This is a genomic window from Pelomonas sp. KK5 (genome assembly GCF_001984095.1).
Classification (GTDB): domain Bacteria; phylum Pseudomonadota; class Gammaproteobacteria; order Burkholderiales; family Burkholderiaceae_C; genus KK5.
The window spans coordinates 1-17,069 of record NZ_LYVQ01000145.1; the positions used below are offsets into that span (position 1 = coordinate 1).

Consider the following 17,069-nt stretch of genomic DNA (forward strand, 5'->3'; position numbering starts at 1 on the left):
GTGTCGAAGCCCGCCGGCCGGTCGGCCTTGTGGCGCGCGATGCGGGCGGCCATCTCCTCGTCGCCGGCGAGGGCGGTGGCAACGACGGTCACGCGCAGGCCGCTCTCGCGTGCCAGCCTTTCCGCGTATCGCGACTTGCCGCTGCGCTGGCCGCCGACGACGAGGTGATGGCTCGCGCTCACAGCTTGGGCGTGTAGCGTAGGCTGACCAGGACCGTGCGCGGCGCCGTGGCGTAGCCGGCGGCGGTCGTGTAGTCGCGGTCGGTGGCGTTGTCGACGTTGAGCTGCAGGCTCAGGTCGCGGCGCAGGCGGTACTGCACGTCCAGGTTCAGCAGCGCATAGCCGCCCAGTGCCTGCTTGTTCGCGGCATCGTTGTAGCGCTGGCCCGAGAACTGCACATTGCCGCCGAAGCTCCAGTCGCCCAGCGCGGTGTCGGCGCGCAGCGTGCCGTAGGTCTTGGCGCGGCGGGGGAGCAGGTTGCCGGTGGTCGAGTCCTTCGGCGCCTGCAGGTCCAGCGTGGCGCCGAGGTTGACCGCGCCGAGCGTGGTGCCGCCGGCCAGGCTCAGGCCCTGCAGCTGCGCCTGCGCCACGTTGCCGTAGCAGCCGAACTGGCTCTGGCAGGTGCCGGCGGCGCCGAAGACGATCAACTGGTTGACGCGGTTGCGGTAGGCGGTGACGGAGACGTTGCCGGCGCGGCCGTCGTACTTCAGTCCGATCTCGACGTTATGGCCGCGCTCGGCCTGCAGCGCCGTGACCCCGGACTTGCTCAGGTCCGGGCCGTAGACGGTGCCGATCTGGTAGAGCGTCGGGGCGCGGAAGGCATTGCCGGCCGAGCCGACCAGGCGCAGGCCCGGGGCCAGCTCGTAGCCGGCCATCAGCGTGCCGGTGCTGACGCCGCCGAACTGGCTGTCGTCGTCACGGCGCGCGAAGGCCTGCAGGTTCAGCGGCCCCGCATGCATCAGCCAGCCAAGGGCGACGGCGTTCTCATGGCGCTTGCCGACGCCGGCGGTCACCAGGCCGGTGTTGTCGAGCTGGTCCTCGCGGCGCTCGGCCACGAAGTTCAGCTGCTGGCTGCCGCTCAATTGGTAGCTGCCGTTCAGCGAGACGTTGCGCACGCGGGTGTCGGTGATGTAGATCGAGGGCTTGGTCTCGTAGTGCTCCTTCGATTCGCCGATGGACAGCTGCGTCTGCAGCGCCGGCAGCCACTTGGCCTGCCAGTTCAGGCCGACGGCCTGGGTGTCCTGGATCGTGTGGTCGTCGGCGTCGGGCGAGAAGGTGGAGCCGTCGTACTGGCCATTCACATGGCTCTTCAGCGCCACCGCTTCGAGTCGGTGCTCGCCGCTGAGCTGCGCGCCCAGGCGCAGGCTGCCGCTGTGGCTGCGCCAGCCGTCGCGGTCGGGCAGGTAGGCGAAGGTGTTGGCCGGGGTCGTGGAGTTGAAGCCGTCGCTGCGTTCGCCGGCCAGGGTCACCGCGTAGTCGAATATGCCGCTGCCGCCGGCGATGCTGCCGTCCAGCTTGCGTGTGCCGAGGTTGCCGGCGCCGACGCCGAGGTCCAGCGCGGTCGTGCCGGTCACGCCCTTGCGGGTGAAGATCTGCACCACGCCGCCGATCGCGTCGGAGCCGTAGATCGCGCTGGCCGGGCCCTTGAGCACCTCGATGTGGTCGATCTGGCTCAGCGGGATGCCGTTCCAGCTGGCACCGCCGGTGGACTGGGAATCGACGCGCACGCCGTCGATCAGCACGACGGTATGCCGCGTCTCCGCACCGCGCAGGTACAGGGAGGTGTTGGCGGCCGGCGTGCCGTTGCGCACCAGTTCGACCGCGCCGCTGTTGCGCAGCAGGTCGGCCACGCCGCCGAAGCCGCTGCGCTCGATGTCTTCGCGGGTGATCAGGGTCAGGTCGGCCAGCACCTCGCTGAGCTTCTGCGGCGAGCGCGTGGCGGTGACGACGACGGGGTCCACCTGGTCGACGGCATGGGCGAACGAGGGCAGCGCGGCCAGAACGGCCAGCGCAAGACGGGTATTGCGATGAATCATGGGGTTAGCAGGGATACGAGCCCAGGCGCCAGCTCTCCCGCAAAGCGCCTGTCACAAGACGAGCGCAGCGATGCGTTCGTCACCTTGTTGGCCGGTATCCGGGCTGGTGGAGGCGACCCTTGAATCCTTCCCAGCGCAGCCAAGCGCCAGTGGAGCGTGTACAAGAGTTGGAACGCCGCGGCGTTCCGTCCACTTACCGTTGCGGGGACAGCTCAGGTTGGACTTGCCTCGTGGAGGCTTGCCTTCCTGATTCCCGTTTAACTGCGCCGGCCTTGGGGGCCGGGCGCGAGCACCAACAGCGCGGGATTCTAGCCGGCGTTGGTCTTGGGCTTGTGCGGGCGCTTGAGCTTGGGCTTCGTGGCGACCAGCGGGCGCGCGGGCGCGCTGGCCGCAGGTGCGGCCGCACCGGGGCTCAGTCGGGCCGCGGCGGCCTGCCGGCGGCGCTGTTCGGCCTCCTGCCGCAGACGATCCTTCTGCAGCGTGTCGGCGCGCTTCGCGTCCGCGGCGGCCTGTTCGCGGGTGGCGCGGGCGTCGGCATCGCTGGGCTGGTCGTAGTTCACCTGGCTGCCGGGCTTCTTCGGCTCGCCGGGGCAGGGCGCATCGCGCAGCTCGCGCCCGTCCTTGCCGCAGTGGTAGACGGTGGCGCTGCGCGATTCCGTCTCGGCCGACGCCGGGCTGCTGCCGCTGAAATTGAGAGTTAGGAAAACAGTCAGCGGCAGCAGGTACTTCATGGCGTCTCGGGGGTTGAGGGGATCGGCTTGGGCGGTTTCGGGCGGGGCGGCTTGGCGTGGATCATCGTCAGCGCCTTGGACATGTCACCGGCCAGCATCGGCCGCACGGCATCCATCGACTTCTGGATCGTGTCCTCGATCAGCTGGCGCTCGGCGATGGGCGGGCGGCGCAGCACATAGCCCGACACCTCGGCCTTGATGCCCGGATGGCCGATGCCCAGGCGCAGGCGCCAGAAGTTGGCGCTGCCCAGCTGGGCCTGCATGTCCTTCAGGCCGTTGTGCCCGCCGTTGCCGCCGCCCTGCTTGAACTTCATCTCGCCGGGGGCAATGTCCAGCTCGTCGTGGATGGCGAGGATCTCCTCCGGCGCGATCTTGAAGAAGCGGGCCAGCGGGGCGACCGACTTGCCGCTGAGGTTCATGTAGGTCATCGGCTGCAGCAGCCAGATCGGGCCGTCGGCGCCGGGCGCGTTGTTCACGCGGGCCACGAGGCCGTAGTAGCTGCTCTCCGGCCGCAGCTGCGCGCCCAGGCCGCGGGCCAGCGCGTCGATCCACCAGAAGCCGGCGTTGTGGCGGGTCTGCTCGTATTCAGGGCCCGGATTGCCGAGGCCGACGAAGAGTCGAATCATGATGGGCGCGATTATCCAAAGACAAAGGCCCCGCGGAGCGGGGCCTTCGAAGCGTGAGCTTGGGGGAAAGACAGAAGAATTACTTCTTCTTTTTCTTGCCCTTGGCGTCTTCGACCGGGGCGGCGGCGACGACGATCTCTTCAGCGACCGGCGGAACGGCCGTGGCGACGGCGGGGTTCGGCTTGCCGTGCACGATGGCCTTGACGCCGGCGGGCAGCTTCAGGTCATTGATGTGCAGCGAGTGGCCGAGCGTCAGGCCGCTCAGGTCGACTTCGATGAACTCGGGCAGTTGCTGGGCCAGGCAGGTGATGCGCAGCTCGGTGATGATGTGGTTGACCGTGCACTTGTCGGTCTTGACCGCGACCGACTCGGCTTCGCCGATGAAGTGCAGCGGGACCTTCTTGGTGATCTTGGTCGTGGCATCGACACGCTGGAAGTCGATGTGCTGCACCTGCGGCTTGTACGGGTGCATCTGGAAGTCGCGCAGCAGCACTTGCGTGGTGGCGCCGGCCAGTTCCATGTCCAGGATCGAGCTGTGGAAGGCTTCCTTCTTCAGCGCGTGGAACAGGGCGTTGTGGTCCAGTTCGATGTTGGTGGGTTCGCCGGCGCCATAGACGATGCCAGGCACCTTGCCAGCGACGCGCAGGCGGCGGCTCGCTCCGGTCCCCTGCAGCTTGCGCTCGAATGCGGTGAATTTCATGAGTAACTCCAAAAGTGACCGGAGACCGACATGGCGCTCCGGGGTGCAGGGCCCGCGACCAGGCTCCTGCGTTGCTTAGCGATCAGAAGTTGTTGTTCTGCTCGCTGAACAGGGAAGTGACCGACTCGCCGTCCGAAATACGGCGGATGGTCTCTGCAAACAGGAAGGCGACCGACAGCTGGCGGATCTTGCCGCAGGCCTTGGCGGCATCGTTCAGCGGGATCGTGTTGCTGATGACGACTTCGTCGAGCTGCGACTTCGAGATGCGCTCGATGGCCGGGCCCGACAGGATCGGGTGGGTGCAATAGGCGAACACGCTCTTGGCGCCGCGGTCCTTCAGCACCTCGGCGGCCTTCACCAGCGTGCCGGCGGTGTCGATCATGTCGTCCATGATCACGCAGTTGCGGCCGTCGATGTCGCCGATCACGTGCATCACTTCGGACACGTTGGCGGCGGGGCGGCGCTTGTCGATGATGGCCAGGTCGCAGCCGAGCTGCTTGGCCAGCGCGCGGGCGCGCACGACGCCGCCGACGTCCGGCGAGACGACGACGAGGTTGGAATAGTTGCGGGCCTTCAGGTCTGACAGCAGCACCGGCGAGGCGTAGATGTTGTCGACCGGGATGTCGAAGAAGCCCTGGATCTGGTCGGCGTGCAGGTCCATCGTCAGCACGCGCTCGACGCCCACGGTCTCCAGCAGGTTGGCGACGACCTTGGCCGAGATGGGCACGCGGGTGGAGCGGGGGCGGCGGTCCTGGCGGGCATAGCCGAAGTACGGGATCACGGCGGTGATGCGGCGCGCGCTGGCGCGCTTCATCGCATCGACCATGATCAGCAGTTCCATCAGGTTCTCGTTCGTCGGCGCGCAGGTGGGCTGGACGATGAAGACGTCGCGGGCGCGGACGTTCTGCTGGATCTCGACGGTGACTTCACCGTCGGAGAAGCGGCCGACGACGGCCTTGCCGAGCTCGAGGCCCAGATGGGAGGCGATTTCCTGCGAGAGGGCCGGGTTCGCGTTGCCGGTGAAGAGAACGGTATTGAGCAGCACGGCGGCCATCCTTGTCAGAAAAAAAGCCCGCTAGATGGTTCTCTTAGCGGGCTCTTGTATGTTGTGGCAGGGGAGGAAGGACTCGAACCCTCGCATGTCGGAATCAAAATCCGATGCCTTAACCAACTTGGCGACTCCCCTACACAGGACCCAGCATTGCTGCTGCGACCAATGATCTGTATTTCGTCAGTCTCTTGCCCAGCCCTTGAGAGGATGGTGCTCCAGACTGCGGCAGATCCTTCCTTGCCATCCTGCCGGAATCGCTTCCTGCAGCATTGTCGCCATGGCTGGGTCGGACTTGCCATTCTCCTGCACAACTCTTGCAAATACCGCGCTACCTGATCCGGTCATTCGGCTATTGCCGAACTTCGTCTCCAGTAACTCGAGCGCTTGAACCACGTCGTCGCTTGCTGCTTCTGCCGCCTTCTGCAAGTCGTTCTTGCCGAAACCGTCCAGATATCGCGTTACGTCTACCGTTTTGTTCTCGCTGCTGTTGTGTGCAGGAAAGCCCGCTACTATAGCCACGGATTTGGACATTGCCAAGAGGGAGCTGGAAAAAATTTCCTTGGTGGCGATGCTGGCGGCGGGTTTGACGACCGCGAAGCGCTGCTCCGGCAGAGTGACCGGATGCAGGATTTCCCCGATGCCTTCTACAAACGCGTGCGTTCCGCCGAGGAAGAAGGGCACGTCCGCGCCCAGGCTCAAACCGAGTTCTTTTAATTTTTGTAAAGACCAGTCCAGGCCCCATAGGCGGTTCAGGGCGAGCAGCGTGGAGGCCGCATCGGACGATCCACCGCCCATGCCGGCGCCGGCGGGCAGGCGCTTGTCGATGTGGATGTCCGCGCCGAAGCCGCAGCCGCTGGCCTGCTGCAGGGCGCGGGCGGCGCGCAGGCAGAGGTCGTCGGGCGGGAGATTGGCGCCTTCGCTGTCGTGGCGCTGCAGCAGGCCGTCGCCCCGGCGCTCGAAGTGCAAGGTGTCGGCCCAGTCGATCAGCGCGAAGATCGATTCGAGCAGGTGATAGCCGTCCGGCCGCTTGCCGATGACGTGCAGGAACAGGTTGAGCTTGGCCGGGGCCGGGACGTCGTAGAGCGCTTGCATTCAGGATTTGCCGTCGATGCGGGCCTTGAGGGTCACCGCGGGCTCGGCCCGGCGCGTGGCCACGATCAGGCCTTCGCCGAAACGGGACAGGTCGATGCGCCAGCCGAGCTGCTCGAAGCCGCCCTCGGCCGGCGTGGTGGCGGCCTGGGGCCAGGGCCGGCCCTGCAGCCAGTCGAACAGCGCGGCCACGGGGATGGCCTCGCCCAGCATCTCGCGGGTCAGCGCGTCCAGGTCCTGGTAGCGGCGCTCGTCCTCGGGCGTCTGCAGCCGCACGTCGCCGTCGCGCCAGATCGCGCGCGCCACCAGGCTGCCCAGCGGCGTGGCCAGTTCGAGCTGGCCGGCCTTGGGCTGGCCGGTCAGCTCGAATGCACCGTTACCTCCACTGGCCCGGCCGCCGGCCTGGCCGGCAACGACCACGCTGAGCCGGCCGCTGAGGTGCAGGTCGCCGTCGCCGACCGGCGCGGCCTCGTGCTTCAGGCTGGCGCAGCCGGCAAGCAGCAGCGCCGCGAACAGGGCAGCGATGCGTGTCATGGCTTGACCTTCAGTCGGGTCATGGTCTCCTGCAGCGCCTCGTTCTTCGGCTCGCGCTTGGCGCCTTCCTGCCAGACGCGCCGCGCCTCGTCCTGCTCGCCGGTGACCCACAGCACCTCGCCCAGGTGGGCGGCGATCTCGGTGTCAGGTCTTGCCTTGTAGGCCTCGCGCAGCAGGCGCAGCGCCTCGGTGCGGTTGCCCAGCTTGAATTCGACCCAGCCCATGCTGTCGACGAAGAAGGGCTCGCCCGGCGCGTAGCTCAGCGCCTTGGCGATCAGCGTGCGCGACTCTTCCAGCCGCACGCCGCGATCGGCCAGCGAGTAGCCCAGCGCGTTGTAGGCGTTGGCGTAGTCGGGCTTGATCTCGATGACCTTCTTCAGCAGCGTCTCCATCGGCTCGATGGCGCCCAGCTTCTCGGCCATCATCGACTGCTCGTAGAGCAGGTCCGGGTCGTCGGGGAAGCGCTCGTTGGCGCGCTTGAGCACGTCGTGCGCCGCCTGCCACTGCTTGGCGTCGCGCAGCAGCTGCGATTCGGCCAGGAACTTGGCGCGGGCGTCGTCGTTGCTGTCGCCGGCCTGGGCCTGCAGCAGCTTGCGGCCCTGCTCCAGCTTGCCCTGGCGGGCCAGCAGCGAGGCGCGGCGGTACAGGGTCTCGACCTTGCGTTCCGGGCGGTCCACCTTCTGCAGCCAGGCCTCGGCGCCCTTCATGTCGCCGCGCATCTCGGCCGCCTGCGAGAGCATCAGCCAGGTCTGCTGGCGGGCTTCGCCGATCAGCTGGGTGTCGCCCTCGGCGCTGCCCGGCGCGGGCAGGCGCTTCAGGTATTCGCCCAGCGCGCGCTCGGCGGCTTCGGCGTGGCGCAGGTCCAGCTCCAGGGTGCCCAGCGCGAACCAGGCCGGCGCGTTGTCGGGCGCCTTCTCGGTGACGCTGCGGAACTCGCGGGCCGATTCCTCGGCGCGCTGCGCGCGGGCCAGCGCGCGGCCGTAGGCCAGGCGCAGCGAGTGGTTGTCGGGCTGGGCCTTCAGCCGGGCGGTGATCAGCGCCTCGGCGCTCGGCTCGGCCGGCATCAGGTCGAGCGCCAGCTGCATCGTGTCGTCGAGTTGCGGCGAAGTGGCGGCCAGGTCGCGGGTGATCGACAGCGCCTTGGCGGTTTCGCCGGCGGCCTGGGCCAGGCGGGCCTGCGCCACCAGGGCCATCTCGCGCGTCTGCGGCTCCTTGGCGGCGGTGGCCAGGATGGGCTCCAGCGTCAGGTAGACCTTTTGCGGCTCGGTGGTGCGCTGGAAGGTGCGGGGCAGGGCGGCGAACAGCGCGGGGCGTTCGTCGGGCGGCGTCAGCGCGATCAGCTCGCGCAGCGGCGTGGCGACCTCGGCCGGCCGGTTCAGCAGGGCCAGCAACTGCACGACCATCTGCCGCGCCGGCACGGACGCTGGAATCGCATCGGCCCAGGCACGCGCGGCGGACAGGGCCTGCTCGCCGGCGCGGGCCTGCAGCGCGATGTTGACGACCCGCTTGAACAGTTCCTCGTCCTGCGTGCGCCGCGCCGCGTCGAGCAGCACCTGGTAGGCCACGCCAGCCTGGCCGCTGCGGAGCTCCATCTCACCGACCAGCAGCTGGTAGAACAGCGGCGCGTCCAGCGCGGAATGGGTGGGCGGATCGTCGGGCAGCTTGGGTGCGGCCGGCGCGGTGGCGGCCTGCGCGCCCGCCGTCGACAGAGCCACCAGGGCGGCGGCAAGCGTGACGCATAACGGCTTGCGCCTACGGAACGTAACGGGCATGGAGAGATGCTCCTGATGAACACGGGTCCGCCGGCGCAGTCTGCGTTCTTGCGCAGGCGGACGGCCATTCTGCCCCGATATGATTCGCGGATGCCCGAACTCCCGGAAGTCGAAGTCACGCGCCGCAGCTTTGCCGAAGCGATCGAAGGTGCCACGGTGATGCAGGCGAGACTGGGCAAGCCGCTGCGCTGGCCGCTGGGCCGCGAGCCGCAGAGCCTGGTCGGCGCGCGCGTCGGCGCGGCACAGCGACGAGGTAAATATTTGTGGCTGCCCTTGTCGCTGGCCGGGCAGGGCGGCGGCGGGCTGCTGCTGCACCTCGGCATGTCCGGTTCGCTGGCCTTTACGGCGCACATTCCCGAGCCCGGCGTGCACGACCACTTCGACCTGCTGACCGATCGCGGCCTGCTGCGCCTGCACGATCCGCGGCGCTTCGGCGCGGTGGTCTGGTCCGATTCGCTGCATGTCGAACCGGCGGTCAAGCTGCTCGCCGGCCTCGGCATGGAACCCTTCGATCCGCGCTTCGACGGCGCGCATCTGCATGCCGGCCTGCGCGGGCGCAGCGTGGCGGTGAAGCTGGCCCTGCTGGCCGGGGACATCGTCGTCGGCGCCGGCAATATCTACGCCTGCGAGGCGCTGTTCCTTGCGGGCATCGACCCGCGCCTGCCCGCGCGCAAGCTGAGCCGCCCGCGCGCCGAGCGGCTGGCGAACGCGGTGCGCGGCGTGCTGGCCCGCGCGCTGGAAGCCGGCGGCACGACGCTGCGCGACTTCCGCGACGCCCATGGCGTGGCCGGCAGCTTCCAGATGCAGGCGCAGGTCTATGGTCGCGAGGGCGAGCCCTGCTTCACCTGCGGCACGCCGATCCGCCGCATCGCCCAGGGCCAGCGCTCGACGTTTTTCTGCCCCTCATGTCAAAAGAAGTAACGAGTTACGTGGACGCGCCGCTGCCGCTGGACTTCGGCCCGCTGCTGGTGGCCTGGCAACGCCGCCACGGCCGCCATGCGCTGCCCTGGCAGAACACCCGCGATCCCTACCGCGTGTGGCTGTCGGAGATCATGCTGCAGCAGACGCAGGTGACGACGGTGCTGGCCTACTACGAGCGCTTCCTGGCCCGCTTCCCGACCGTGCTGGCGCTGGCCGCGGCGCCGCTGGACGAGGTGCTGGCGCTGTGGGCGGGCCTGGGCTATTACAGCCGGGCGCGCAACCTGCATGCCTGCGCCCGCGCGGTGGCCGAGCGCCATGGCGGCGAGTTCCCGCGCTCGGCGGCGGAGCTGCAGGAACTGCCTGGCATCGGCCGCTCGACGGCGGCGGCCATCGCCGCCTTCTGCTTCGGCGAGCGCGTGGCGATCCTCGACGGCAATGTGAAGCGGGTGCTGACCCGGCTGCTGGCCTTCGGCGGCGACATGGCCTCCGCCGCGCAGGAGAAGAAGCTCTGGCAGCTGGCCTCCGAGCTGCTGCCGGCCAGCGGCATCGAGGCCTACACGCAGGGCATCATGGATCTCGGCGCGACGATCTGCACCGCGCGCTCGCCGCAGTGCCTGCTGTGCCCGGCGTCCGATCTGTGCCGTGGCCGCGCGCAGGGCGACCCGACGGTGTTTCCGGTCAAGACGAAGAAGCTCAAGCGCGGCTACCGCGAGAACTGGTGGCTGTGGCTGGAGCGCGAGGGCCGGGTGCTGCTGCAGCAGCGGCCGGACACCGGCGTGTGGGCCGGCCTGTGGACACTGCCGATGTACGAGGACGAGGCGGCGCTGCAGGAGGCCGCCGGCGGCGCGGCGCTGGAGCCGATGCCCCGCATCGAGCATGCGCTGACCCATTTCGACTGGGTGCTGCATACCCGCCGCGCCGTGACTGTCGCCACAGGCGAGCCGCCTGGGGGAGAATGGGTGGCTCGCGAGCGCCTGGCCGAATACGCGCTGCCGGCTCCGCTGAAGAAACTGATTAGCTGAACGGATCCGCCATCATGATGAAACCCGCCGTCAAGAATGCCGTCGAGTCCGCGCTGGTCGCGCTGGCGGTGGCTGCCTGCTGCCTCTGGTTCCTGATCTCGGCGGCCAACGCCGAGGAGGTCGCGCCGGCGCGGATGGCCCTGCTAGGCATCGGGCTGGGCTGCTCGATCGTCGCGCACTGGACCTTCATGGGCGTGGTGCTCAAGCGCACCGGCCGGGGCATCTTCCCCTGGATGATCGCCTTCGTGCTGGCGGGCCCGGTGGGCTCGGCGGCCTTCCTGGCGCTGCTGGCGTCCGAGGACGGCCAGCAGGCATCGCAGACCTGATCAGCCAGACCTAAGCCCTCATCCGCGCGTCCAGCTCGCGGTGCCTCACCAGCACCTGCCCGTGGTGGGCGAACTGGCTGGCCAGCATCTCCACCAGGTAGACCGAGCGGTGCTGGCCGCCGGTGCAGCCGATGGCCACCGTCAGGTAGCTACGCTGGTCGGCGGCGAAGTTGGGCAGCCAGCGCTGCATGAAGCCGGCGATCTGGCCCATCATCAGGCCCACCTCCGGCTGGGCCGCCAGGTAGGCCGCCACCGGCGCATCGCGGCCGGTCAGCGGGCGCAGCTCGCGGTCGTAGTACGGGTTGGGCAGCACGCGCACGTCGAAGACGAAATCCGCGTCGCTGGGTACGCCATGCTTGAAGGCGAATGACTCGAACACCAGCGTCAGCGAGTCGCCGCGCACGGTGACCAGATCGCGCACCCAGGCGCGCAGCTGGGCGGGGCGCAGCTGGCTGGTGTCCAGCACGGTGGAGTCCTCGCGCACGTCGGCCAGCATGCTGCGCTCCAGCGCGATGGCTTCCTGCAGCGCGCGGTGGGCCTCGTCGCCGTCGCCGGCCGAGTCCTGGCGCAGCGGGTGCGGGCGGCGGGTCTCGGAGAAGCGGCGCATCAGCGCGCCGTCATTGGCATCGAGGAAGACCGAGCGCACGTTGACGCCGTCCGCGCGCAGCTGCTTGATCAGCGGGGCCAGCAGCGGCAGCGAGTTGGGGCTGCGCACGTCCATCGCGATGGCGACGCGGCGGCCGCTGCCCTGGCGCTCCAGACCCAGGAAGTCCATCAGCAGCTCGGCGGGCAGGTTGTCCACGCAGAAGAAACCGGCGTCCTCCAGCGCATGCATGGCCAGCGACTTGCCGCCGCCGGCCATGCCAGTGACGAGGACGAGTTCGGCTTGCTGGGGGGCGCTGCTCATGACTTGGCCTTGTTGTTCGGCTTGGCGGGCGCGGTGCCTTTGGCGGACAGGTCCAGCATCTCCTGGGCATGGGCAATGCTGGTGGACGAGAGGCGCTCGCCGCCCAGCATGCGGGCGATCTCGGCGACGCGGGTCTCGCCGGCCACCGGTCGTACCTCGGAGCTGGTCTTGCCCTCGCGCAGCGCCTTCGCCACCACGAGGTGCTGGTCCGCGCAGGCGGCTACCTGCGGCAGGTGGGTGACGGCGAGCACCTGGCGGTCGCGGCCCAGCTGCTTCATCAGCCGGCCCACCGTCTCGGCGACGGCGCCGCCGACGCCGGCGTCGATCTCGTCGAAGATCAGCGTGCCCGCGCCACCGTCCTGCTCCAGCTGGCAGGTGGTGACGGCGATGGCCAGCGCGATGCGCGAGAGCTCGCCGCCGGAGGCCACCTTGGCCAGCGGGCGCGGTGTGCTGCCGGCATGGCCGGCCACGAGGAACTCGGCCGACTCGCGGCCGAAGCTCTGCGGCTCGTCCTGCGGCAGCAGCGCCACGTCGAAGGCGCCGCCAGCCATGCCCAGTTGCTGCATCGCCGCGGTGACGGCGGCAGCCAGCTTCGGTGCCGCCTTCGCGCGCAGTTCGCCGACGCGCCTGGCTTCCTTGTCGTAGGCCTGGCGGGCGAGGGTCAGGTCTTGCTGCAGCGCGTCGAGGTCGGTGGCGGCGTCGAGCTGCTGCAGCTCGTCCTTCCACTGGCGCAGCAGCGCCGGCAGCTCGGCCGGCGGGCGGCGGTAGCGGCGGGCCAGCGTCATCCAGGCGGAGACGCGCTCGTCCAGCTCCTGCATGCGCTCGGGGTCCAGCTCGGTGCCGTTGAGGTAGGCGGTTAGCGTGTGCGTGGCGTCGTGCAGCTGGGCCTGGACGGCGCGCAGCGTGTCGACGGTGGACTGCAGCTCGCCGTCGAAATCGAGCACTTTCTCGAGTTGATCCAGCGCGGAGGCGGTCTGCGATTCGGCGCTGGGCTCGGCCTCGGACAGCGCGTCCAGCGCGATGCGCGCCGCGTCCAGCAGCGACTGGCCGTGCGAGAGGCGCTGGTGCTCGGCGTTGAGCTCGTCCCATTCGTCCTCGGCCGGCGCGAGGCGCTCGATCTCGCCGATCTGCCAGGCCAGGCGCTCGCGCTCCCGCAGCAGCTCGCCGGAGCGGCTCTCGGCCGCGGCGAGCCGTTCGCTCGCCTGCTTCCAGGCGACATAACGGCCAGAAACAGCGGTGCCTTCGATGCCCGCGTAGGCGTCCAGCAGCGCACGCACGGCGGGCGCGCGGGTCAGGCCTTGCCAGGCGTGCTGGCCGTGGATGTCGAGCAGGCTGTCGGCCGTCTCGCGCAGCTGGGCGACGGTGGCCGGGCTGCCGTTGATCCAGGCGCGGCTCTTGCCTTGGGCGTCGATCGCGCGGCGCAGCAGCAGGGTGTCTGTGTCGCTGCTCTCGAAGCCGGCCTCGTCGAGCCAGGCAGCCAGCGCGGGCGGGGTGTCGAACTCGGCGGTGATGTCGGCGCGGGCCGCGCCCTCGCGCACCACGCCGGCATCGCCGCGGCTGCCCAGCGCGAGCTGCAGCGCGTCGATCAGGATGGACTTGCCGGCGCCGGTCTCGCCGGTCAGCACGGCGAAGCCCGGGCCGAAGTCCAGCTCCAGCTCGGGGACGATGACGAAATCCTTCAGGCTCAGGCGCCGCAGCATGAGGCCTCCCGCCGGGCCGCCCCAAGGGGGGGCTGCGCCCCCTCGGGGGGCAGTGAAGCGGCGAAGCCGCGAGCGTGGGGGCTCATGTTTCAGCTTACTCCTTCGTACCAGCGCAGCTTGCGGCGCAGCGTGGCGTAATAGCTCCAGCCCTTCGGGTGCAGGAAGCAGACCTTGTGCGCCGAGCGGCGCACGGTGATCAGGTCGCCATGCAGCAGGCTGGCCAGGCTCTGCATGTCGAAATTGACGCTGGCGTCCCGGCCGGCCACGATCTGCAGCCGCACCTCGCCGTGGTCGGGCAGCACGATGGGCCGGTTGGACAGCGCGTGGGACGCGATCGGCACCAGCAGCCAGCCGGCGATGCTCGGATGCAGGATCGGGCCGCCGGCCGACAGCGAATAGGCGGTGGAGCCGGTGGGCGAGGCGACGATGACACCGTCGGCCCGCAGGTTGGCGACGAACTCGTCGCCCACGTCCACCTTGATCTCCACCATGCCGGCGGTGGCGCCGCGGCTGACGACCACGTCGTTCAGTGCCTGGCCCTCGAAGATGCTGTCGCCGTCGCGCCAGACGGCGCCCTCCAGCATCGCGCGGTGCTCGCGCTCGTAGTCGCCGGCCAGGATGGGCGCCAGCGCCTCGCGGAAGTGGTCCACCGAGATGTCGGTGATGAAGCCCAGCCGGCCCTGGTTGATGCCCACCAGCGGGATGCCGTGGCGGGCCATCTCGCGGGCGAAGCCGAGCATCGTGCCGTCGCCGCCGACGACGATGGCCAGGTCGCACTGGGCGCCCAGCTCCTCGTTGGACAGCGCCTCGAAGCGGGTGATGCCGGTGTTCAGCGCGGTCTCGCGCTCCAGCGAGACTTCCAGGCCGAGGCCCATCAGGAAGTCGGCGATTTCATCCAGAATCGGCCGTATGCCCCGCGCCTGGTGCTTGCCGACGATTGCCACATGTTCAAAGCGCTTGGCCATGGCAAGAATTACACCACAGCACTATGACGGTCCCGGGCGTGGGAGGCGCGCCAACTACAATGAAAACCATGCTGGACGAGCGCTCTAGATCACTGCTGAAGACCCTGGTCGAACGCTACATCGCGGACGGCCAGCCGGTCGGCTCGCGCACGCTGTCCAAGGCCTCGGGCCTGGAGCTGAGCCCGGCCACGATCCGCAACGTGATGGCCGACCTGGAAGAGCTGGGCCTGATCGCCAGCCCGCACACCAGCGCCGGCCGCATCCCCACGGCGCGCGGCTACCGCCTCTTCGTGGACACGATGCTGACCGCCAAGGCGGGCAGCATCATCGGCGCCGACGCGCGGCCGCTGGAGGCGCAGCTGCAGCCCGACCAGCCGCAGCGCGTGATCGCCAGCGCCGCGCACCTGCTGTCCAACCTGTCCAGCTTCGTCGGCGTGGTCACCGCGCCGCGCAAGCCCAGCGTGTTCCACCATATCGAATTCCTGCGCCTGGGCGAACGCCGGGTGCTGGTGATCATGGTGGCGCCGGACGGCGACGTGCAGAACCGCGTGATCTTCACCGCCCAGGACTTCAGCCAGGGCGAGCTGGCCGAGGCCAGCAACCGGCTCAACGCCCACTATGCCGGCCTGAGCCTGGAGGGCGTGCGCGAGCGGCTCAAGGGCGAGGTGGATCAGCTGCGCAGCGAGATCGCCACGCTGATGAGCGCGGCCGTGCAGGCCGGCACCGAGGCGATGGTGGACGAGCAGGAGCGCGTCGTCATCTCCGGCGAGCGCAACCTGCTGACGGTGCAGGACTTCAGCAACGACATGGGCAGCCTGCGTCGCCTCTTCGACATGTTCGAGCAGAAGACGCAGCTGATGCGGCTGCTGGATGTGTCCAGCCGGGCGGAAGGCGTGCGCATCTACATCGGCGGGGAGAGCCAGGTCGTGCCCTTCGAGGAGCTGTCGGTGGTGTCCGCGCCCTATGAGGTGGACGGCCAGGTCGTCGGCACGCTGGGCGTGATCGGACCCACGCGGATGGCCTATGACCGGATGATCCAGATCGTGGACATCACGTCGAGGATGATCAGCCAGGCGTTGTCGCAGAAATAGCGCCTATACAATCGCGGCCTTCATGCATCAGTGGGCCGTTAGCTCAGTTGGTCAGAGCAGAGGACTCATAGCTTTTCAAGTTGTGCACCGGGCGGCGAAAGTGCCCGCGTGAATGGCGTCAAATTCGGTGAAACCTGACGGCCCGCAAGGGCGCAAGGCAATGCCGAGCCAAGCCCTGATGGCTACGCATCGGGGAAGGTGTAGAGACTAGACGGCGCCCGTCTAAACGCAGCAATGCGCATGGCGAAGGCATAGTCCAGGGAGTCTGGAAACAGGCACAAACCGGAATCCTTTGGTCGCAGGTTCAAGTCCTGCACGGCCTACCACTTAATGATGGATTGATGGATGACCGGCGGCGCGCGGGATGCGTGAGTCTGCCTGATCGTGAATGCTGTGATAACGATCACATGCCCGCGGCTTCCATGGCGACTTCCCAGTCCTCTTTCCGCCATCCAATCCTGTGTAATCCTGCTTCAAAGGTGCTAACAAAGGATTGAACGTCGTCAACCCCGAGTTGTTCTTTGTATTTTTCCACTGCAGCATAAAGAACTGGTGGGTAGTCCTTGCTTAGCATATGTCGCTGCTCACACTTCGCGTGACCATAATAGTCTTCGTGATAAACGAAAAAATCAATTCCAAGAACCAAATCCGCCTTCGTGAAAGTCGTTCTTGTCTTGCGTTCTATAGTTTTCCGTAGCAATCGGAAGATCGTGGATATTTCAGCGTCGGATGGAAATTTTAGTTCAATTTCACTGTATATCGATTCAAGTTCTTTGTATAACTGATTTACATAGTTGTATGCATCGCACGTAGCCGACATTTTCATATTTTTTACTCAGTGAAGGCACTTGTTGCCGGGTGGTAGCCTTCCGCCATGGAATGCACTGTGGCCTCTGAGTCTCAAGTTCTCGTGGTGTCTGTTTGTTGCCTTTGTTGTGCCTTCGAAGAGGGATGTATATTTGAGCTTGTTTCGCGTAAACCAAGCGCGAGAATATCTAGTTTTCGGGCTTCTTGTTTTCGGCATACTGCCCCTGAAACCTGATCGGCTGGTGCTCCAGCTTCGGCTGGGCGAAGCGATCATCCGGCGCTTGGGGTTGTTCCTGCAAGGCCAGGTTGCCCCAGGTTTTGTAGCGTCCTCGCCAGGTCACGTGGCCGTCCTCGTCGGTGAGTTCTTCCGGCGCTCCCGCAGCTGTGCGCGCTCTCGTAGACCAGCGTCGTGACCCGTGAGCCCTGAAGTTCCTGCAGCAATCGCAAACCGTCCCAGACGAACTGCGTGGCACCGAAGCTGCCGTTGCGCTTCTCGATGCGCCGCCCCAGCGCGTCGTAGCTGAAGCTCACTGCCTGCCGAACCCCGTTGCGCTCACTGTGCACGGCAACCAGCTGATGCTCGGCGTTCCACTCGAAGCGCTGCTCGGTGTGCCTGCCGCTGCGCTTGAGAACGAGTCGGCCCAGAGGGTCATAGTCGTAGCGCTTGTCCTCGAAGACGCGCAAGCGGTTGTGCTCTCATTGCCGCTAGGCGAGGGGTTGGAGGTCGCTGGTGCGCTGCGCCAGGGTCAGCCAGGGCTCCAGCAGCAGTTCGTAGACGGCGCGGCGGTTCTC

The 17,069-nt window shown here is 68.0% G+C and carries 19 protein-coding genes, 1 tRNA gene and 1 riboswitch; of the genes, 4 read left to right on the plus strand and 16 right to left on the minus strand.

The window, feature by feature from the left end:
- The 10 genes from B0W88_RS20785 to B0W88_RS20830 form a co-directional block, all read right to left on the minus strand.
- Positions 1 to 182 (minus strand): bifunctional adenosylcobinamide kinase/adenosylcobinamide-phosphate guanylyltransferase (locus B0W88_RS20785; protein WP_198937891.1); only part of this gene is annotated, 182 nt, incomplete at its 3' end.
- Positions 179 to 2,035, minus strand: coding sequence for a TonB-dependent siderophore receptor (locus B0W88_RS20790; RefSeq protein ID WP_077036545.1), 1,857 nt, complete (start codon positions 2,033 to 2,035; stop codon positions 179 to 181). The genes B0W88_RS20785 and B0W88_RS20790, both read right to left, overlap by 4 nt.
- Positions 2,036 to 2,106: 71 nt before the next feature.
- Positions 2,107 to 2,347, minus strand: a riboswitch (cobalamin riboswitch).
- The gene (locus B0W88_RS20795; RefSeq protein ID WP_077036546.1) at positions 2,344 to 2,766 is read right to left on the minus strand and encodes a hypothetical protein; all 423 of its coding nucleotides are present in this window, start codon (positions 2,764 to 2,766) and stop codon (positions 2,344 to 2,346) included. Its footprint overlaps the riboswitch before it by 4 nt.
- On the minus strand, positions 2,763 to 3,392 hold the full coding sequence (gene pth / locus B0W88_RS20800) for an aminoacyl-tRNA hydrolase (protein WP_077036547.1): 630 nt from the start codon (positions 3,390 to 3,392) through the stop codon (positions 2,763 to 2,765). Before pth ends, B0W88_RS20795 begins: the two co-directional genes overlap by 4 nt.
- Before the next feature lie 79 nt (positions 3,393 to 3,471).
- Entirely contained in the window at positions 3,472 to 4,092 is a 621-nt protein-coding gene (locus tag B0W88_RS20805; protein WP_077036548.1) for a 50S ribosomal protein L25/general stress protein Ctc, read from the minus strand.
- Between the two features lie 82 nt (positions 4,093 to 4,174).
- Entirely contained in the window at positions 4,175 to 5,137 is a 963-nt protein-coding gene (locus B0W88_RS20810) for a ribose-phosphate pyrophosphokinase (protein ID WP_304442593.1), read from the minus strand.
- 64 nt (positions 5,138 to 5,201) lie between these two features.
- A tRNA-Gln gene (locus B0W88_RS20815) sits at positions 5,202 to 5,278 on the minus strand.
- A 45-nt stretch (positions 5,279 to 5,323) separates the two neighbouring features.
- The gene (ispE, locus tag B0W88_RS20820; protein WP_077036550.1) at positions 5,324 to 6,235 is read right to left on the minus strand and encodes a 4-(cytidine 5'-diphospho)-2-C-methyl-D-erythritol kinase; all 912 of its coding nucleotides are present in this window, start codon (positions 6,233 to 6,235) and stop codon (positions 5,324 to 5,326) included.
- Positions 6,236 to 6,766, minus strand: a complete 531-nt coding sequence (locus B0W88_RS20825) for an outer membrane lipoprotein LolB (RefSeq protein WP_077036551.1) — start codon at positions 6,764 to 6,766, stop codon at positions 6,236 to 6,238.
- A complete protein-coding gene (locus B0W88_RS20830) occupies positions 6,763 to 8,538 on the minus strand; it encodes a tetratricopeptide repeat protein (protein ID WP_077036552.1) in 1,776 nt (591 codons plus the stop codon). Before B0W88_RS20830 ends, B0W88_RS20825 begins: the two co-directional genes overlap by 4 nt.
- 90 nt (positions 8,539 to 8,628) lie before the next feature.
- On the opposite strand from B0W88_RS20830, the gene mutM reads away from it, so the two are divergent.
- From mutM to B0W88_RS20845, 3 genes are read left to right on the plus strand one after another with little or no spacing between them, the layout of a single operon-like run.
- A complete protein-coding gene (gene mutM / locus B0W88_RS20835; protein WP_077036553.1) occupies positions 8,629 to 9,459 on the plus strand; it encodes a bifunctional DNA-formamidopyrimidine glycosylase/DNA-(apurinic or apyrimidinic site) lyase in 831 nt (276 codons plus the stop codon).
- Positions 9,444 to 10,481 (plus strand): A/G-specific adenine glycosylase, encoded by a 1,038-nt coding sequence (gene mutY, locus B0W88_RS20840; RefSeq protein WP_077036554.1) that lies wholly within the window; start codon positions 9,444 to 9,446, stop codon positions 10,479 to 10,481. The genes mutM and mutY overlap by 16 nt, the downstream gene beginning before the upstream one ends.
- 14 nt (positions 10,482 to 10,495) lie before the next feature.
- Positions 10,496 to 10,807, plus strand: coding sequence for a hypothetical protein (locus B0W88_RS20845; protein ID WP_077036555.1), 312 nt, complete (start codon positions 10,496 to 10,498; stop codon positions 10,805 to 10,807).
- Between the two features lie 10 nt (positions 10,808 to 10,817).
- On the opposite strand, the gene rapZ is transcribed toward B0W88_RS20845, so the two are convergent.
- The 3 genes from rapZ to B0W88_RS20860 form a co-directional block, all read right to left on the minus strand.
- On the minus strand, positions 10,818 to 11,714 hold the full coding sequence (gene rapZ / locus B0W88_RS20850; protein WP_077036556.1) for an RNase adapter RapZ: 897 nt from the start codon (positions 11,712 to 11,714) through the stop codon (positions 10,818 to 10,820).
- The gene (gene recN / locus B0W88_RS20855; RefSeq protein WP_077036557.1) at positions 11,711 to 13,414 is read right to left on the minus strand and encodes a DNA repair protein RecN; all 1,704 of its coding nucleotides are present in this window, start codon (positions 13,412 to 13,414) and stop codon (positions 11,711 to 11,713) included. Before recN ends, rapZ begins: the two co-directional genes overlap by 4 nt.
- An 89-nt stretch (positions 13,415 to 13,503) precedes the next feature.
- Complete coding sequence (locus tag B0W88_RS20860; RefSeq protein WP_077036558.1) at positions 13,504 to 14,379, minus strand: NAD kinase; 876 nt, start codon at positions 14,377 to 14,379, stop codon at positions 13,504 to 13,506.
- A 68-nt stretch (positions 14,380 to 14,447) separates the two neighbouring features.
- Here B0W88_RS20860 and hrcA point away from each other — a divergent pair, with 68 nt between their 5' ends.
- On the plus strand, positions 14,448 to 15,470 hold the full coding sequence (hrcA, locus tag B0W88_RS20865) for a heat-inducible transcriptional repressor HrcA (protein ID WP_077036559.1): 1,023 nt from the start codon (positions 14,448 to 14,450) through the stop codon (positions 15,468 to 15,470).
- A 403-nt stretch (positions 15,471 to 15,873) separates the two neighbouring features.
- On the opposite strand, the gene B0W88_RS33105 is transcribed toward hrcA, so the two are convergent.
- The 3 genes from B0W88_RS33105 to B0W88_RS20870 form a co-directional block, all read right to left on the minus strand.
- Positions 15,874 to 16,296: a hypothetical protein gene (locus tag B0W88_RS33105; RefSeq protein WP_144006868.1), complete on the minus strand. Its 423-nt coding sequence runs from the start codon at positions 16,294 to 16,296 to the stop codon at positions 15,874 to 15,876.
- A 169-nt stretch (positions 16,297 to 16,465) separates the two neighbouring features.
- Positions 16,466 to 16,618 carry a hypothetical protein gene (locus tag B0W88_RS35335; protein WP_158080902.1) on the minus strand — a complete coding sequence of 51 codons (153 nt, stop codon included), beginning with the start codon at positions 16,616 to 16,618 and terminating at the stop codon, positions 16,466 to 16,468.
- A complete protein-coding gene (locus tag B0W88_RS20870; protein ID WP_077036560.1) occupies positions 16,548 to 16,961 on the minus strand; it encodes a hypothetical protein in 414 nt (137 codons plus the stop codon). The genes B0W88_RS35335 and B0W88_RS20870 overlap by 71 nt, the downstream gene beginning before the upstream one ends.
- Between the last annotated feature and the right edge of the window lie 108 nt (positions 16,962 to 17,069).

What these genes read in the sequence shown, in the direction of transcription:
- B0W88_RS20790 (WP_077036545.1), bottom strand. Translation starts at nt 2,035, where the DNA reads ATGATTCATCGCAATACCCGTCTTGCGCTGGCCGTTCTGGCCGCGCTG.
- B0W88_RS20795 (WP_077036546.1), bottom strand. Translation starts at nt 2,766, where the DNA reads ATGAAGTACCTGCTGCCGCTGACTGTTTTCCTAACTCTCAATTTCAGC.
- pth (WP_077036547.1), bottom strand. Translation starts at nt 3,392, where the DNA reads ATGATTCGACTCTTCGTCGGCCTCGGCAATCCGGGCCCTGAATACGAG.
- B0W88_RS20805 (WP_077036548.1), bottom strand. Translation starts at nt 4,092, where the DNA reads ATGAAATTCACCGCATTCGAGCGCAAGCTGCAGGGGACCGGAGCGAGC.
- ispE (WP_077036550.1), bottom strand. Translation starts at nt 6,235, where the DNA reads ATGCAAGCGCTCTACGACGTCCCGGCCCCGGCCAAGCTCAACCTGTTC.
- B0W88_RS20825 (WP_077036551.1), bottom strand. Translation starts at nt 6,766, where the DNA reads ATGACACGCATCGCTGCCCTGTTCGCGGCGCTGCTGCTTGCCGGCTGC.
- B0W88_RS20830 (WP_077036552.1), bottom strand. Translation starts at nt 8,538, where the DNA reads ATGCCCGTTACGTTCCGTAGGCGCAAGCCGTTATGCGTCACGCTTGCC.
- mutM (WP_077036553.1), top strand. Translation starts at nt 8,629, where the DNA reads ATGCCCGAACTCCCGGAAGTCGAAGTCACGCGCCGCAGCTTTGCCGAA.
- mutY (WP_077036554.1), top strand. Translation starts at nt 9,444, where the DNA reads ATGTCAAAAGAAGTAACGAGTTACGTGGACGCGCCGCTGCCGCTGGAC.
- B0W88_RS20845 (WP_077036555.1), top strand. Translation starts at nt 10,496, where the DNA reads ATGATGAAACCCGCCGTCAAGAATGCCGTCGAGTCCGCGCTGGTCGCG.
- rapZ (WP_077036556.1), bottom strand. Translation starts at nt 11,714, where the DNA reads ATGAGCAGCGCCCCCCAGCAAGCCGAACTCGTCCTCGTCACTGGCATG.
- recN (WP_077036557.1), bottom strand. Translation starts at nt 13,414, where the DNA reads ATGCTGCGGCGCCTGAGCCTGAAGGATTTCGTCATCGTCCCCGAGCTG.
- B0W88_RS20860 (WP_077036558.1), bottom strand. Translation starts at nt 14,379, where the DNA reads ATGGCCAAGCGCTTTGAACATGTGGCAATCGTCGGCAAGCACCAGGCG.
- hrcA (WP_077036559.1), top strand. Translation starts at nt 14,448, where the DNA reads ATGCTGGACGAGCGCTCTAGATCACTGCTGAAGACCCTGGTCGAACGC.
- B0W88_RS33105 (WP_144006868.1), bottom strand. Translation starts at nt 16,296, where the DNA reads ATGAAAATGTCGGCTACGTGCGATGCATACAACTATGTAAATCAGTTA.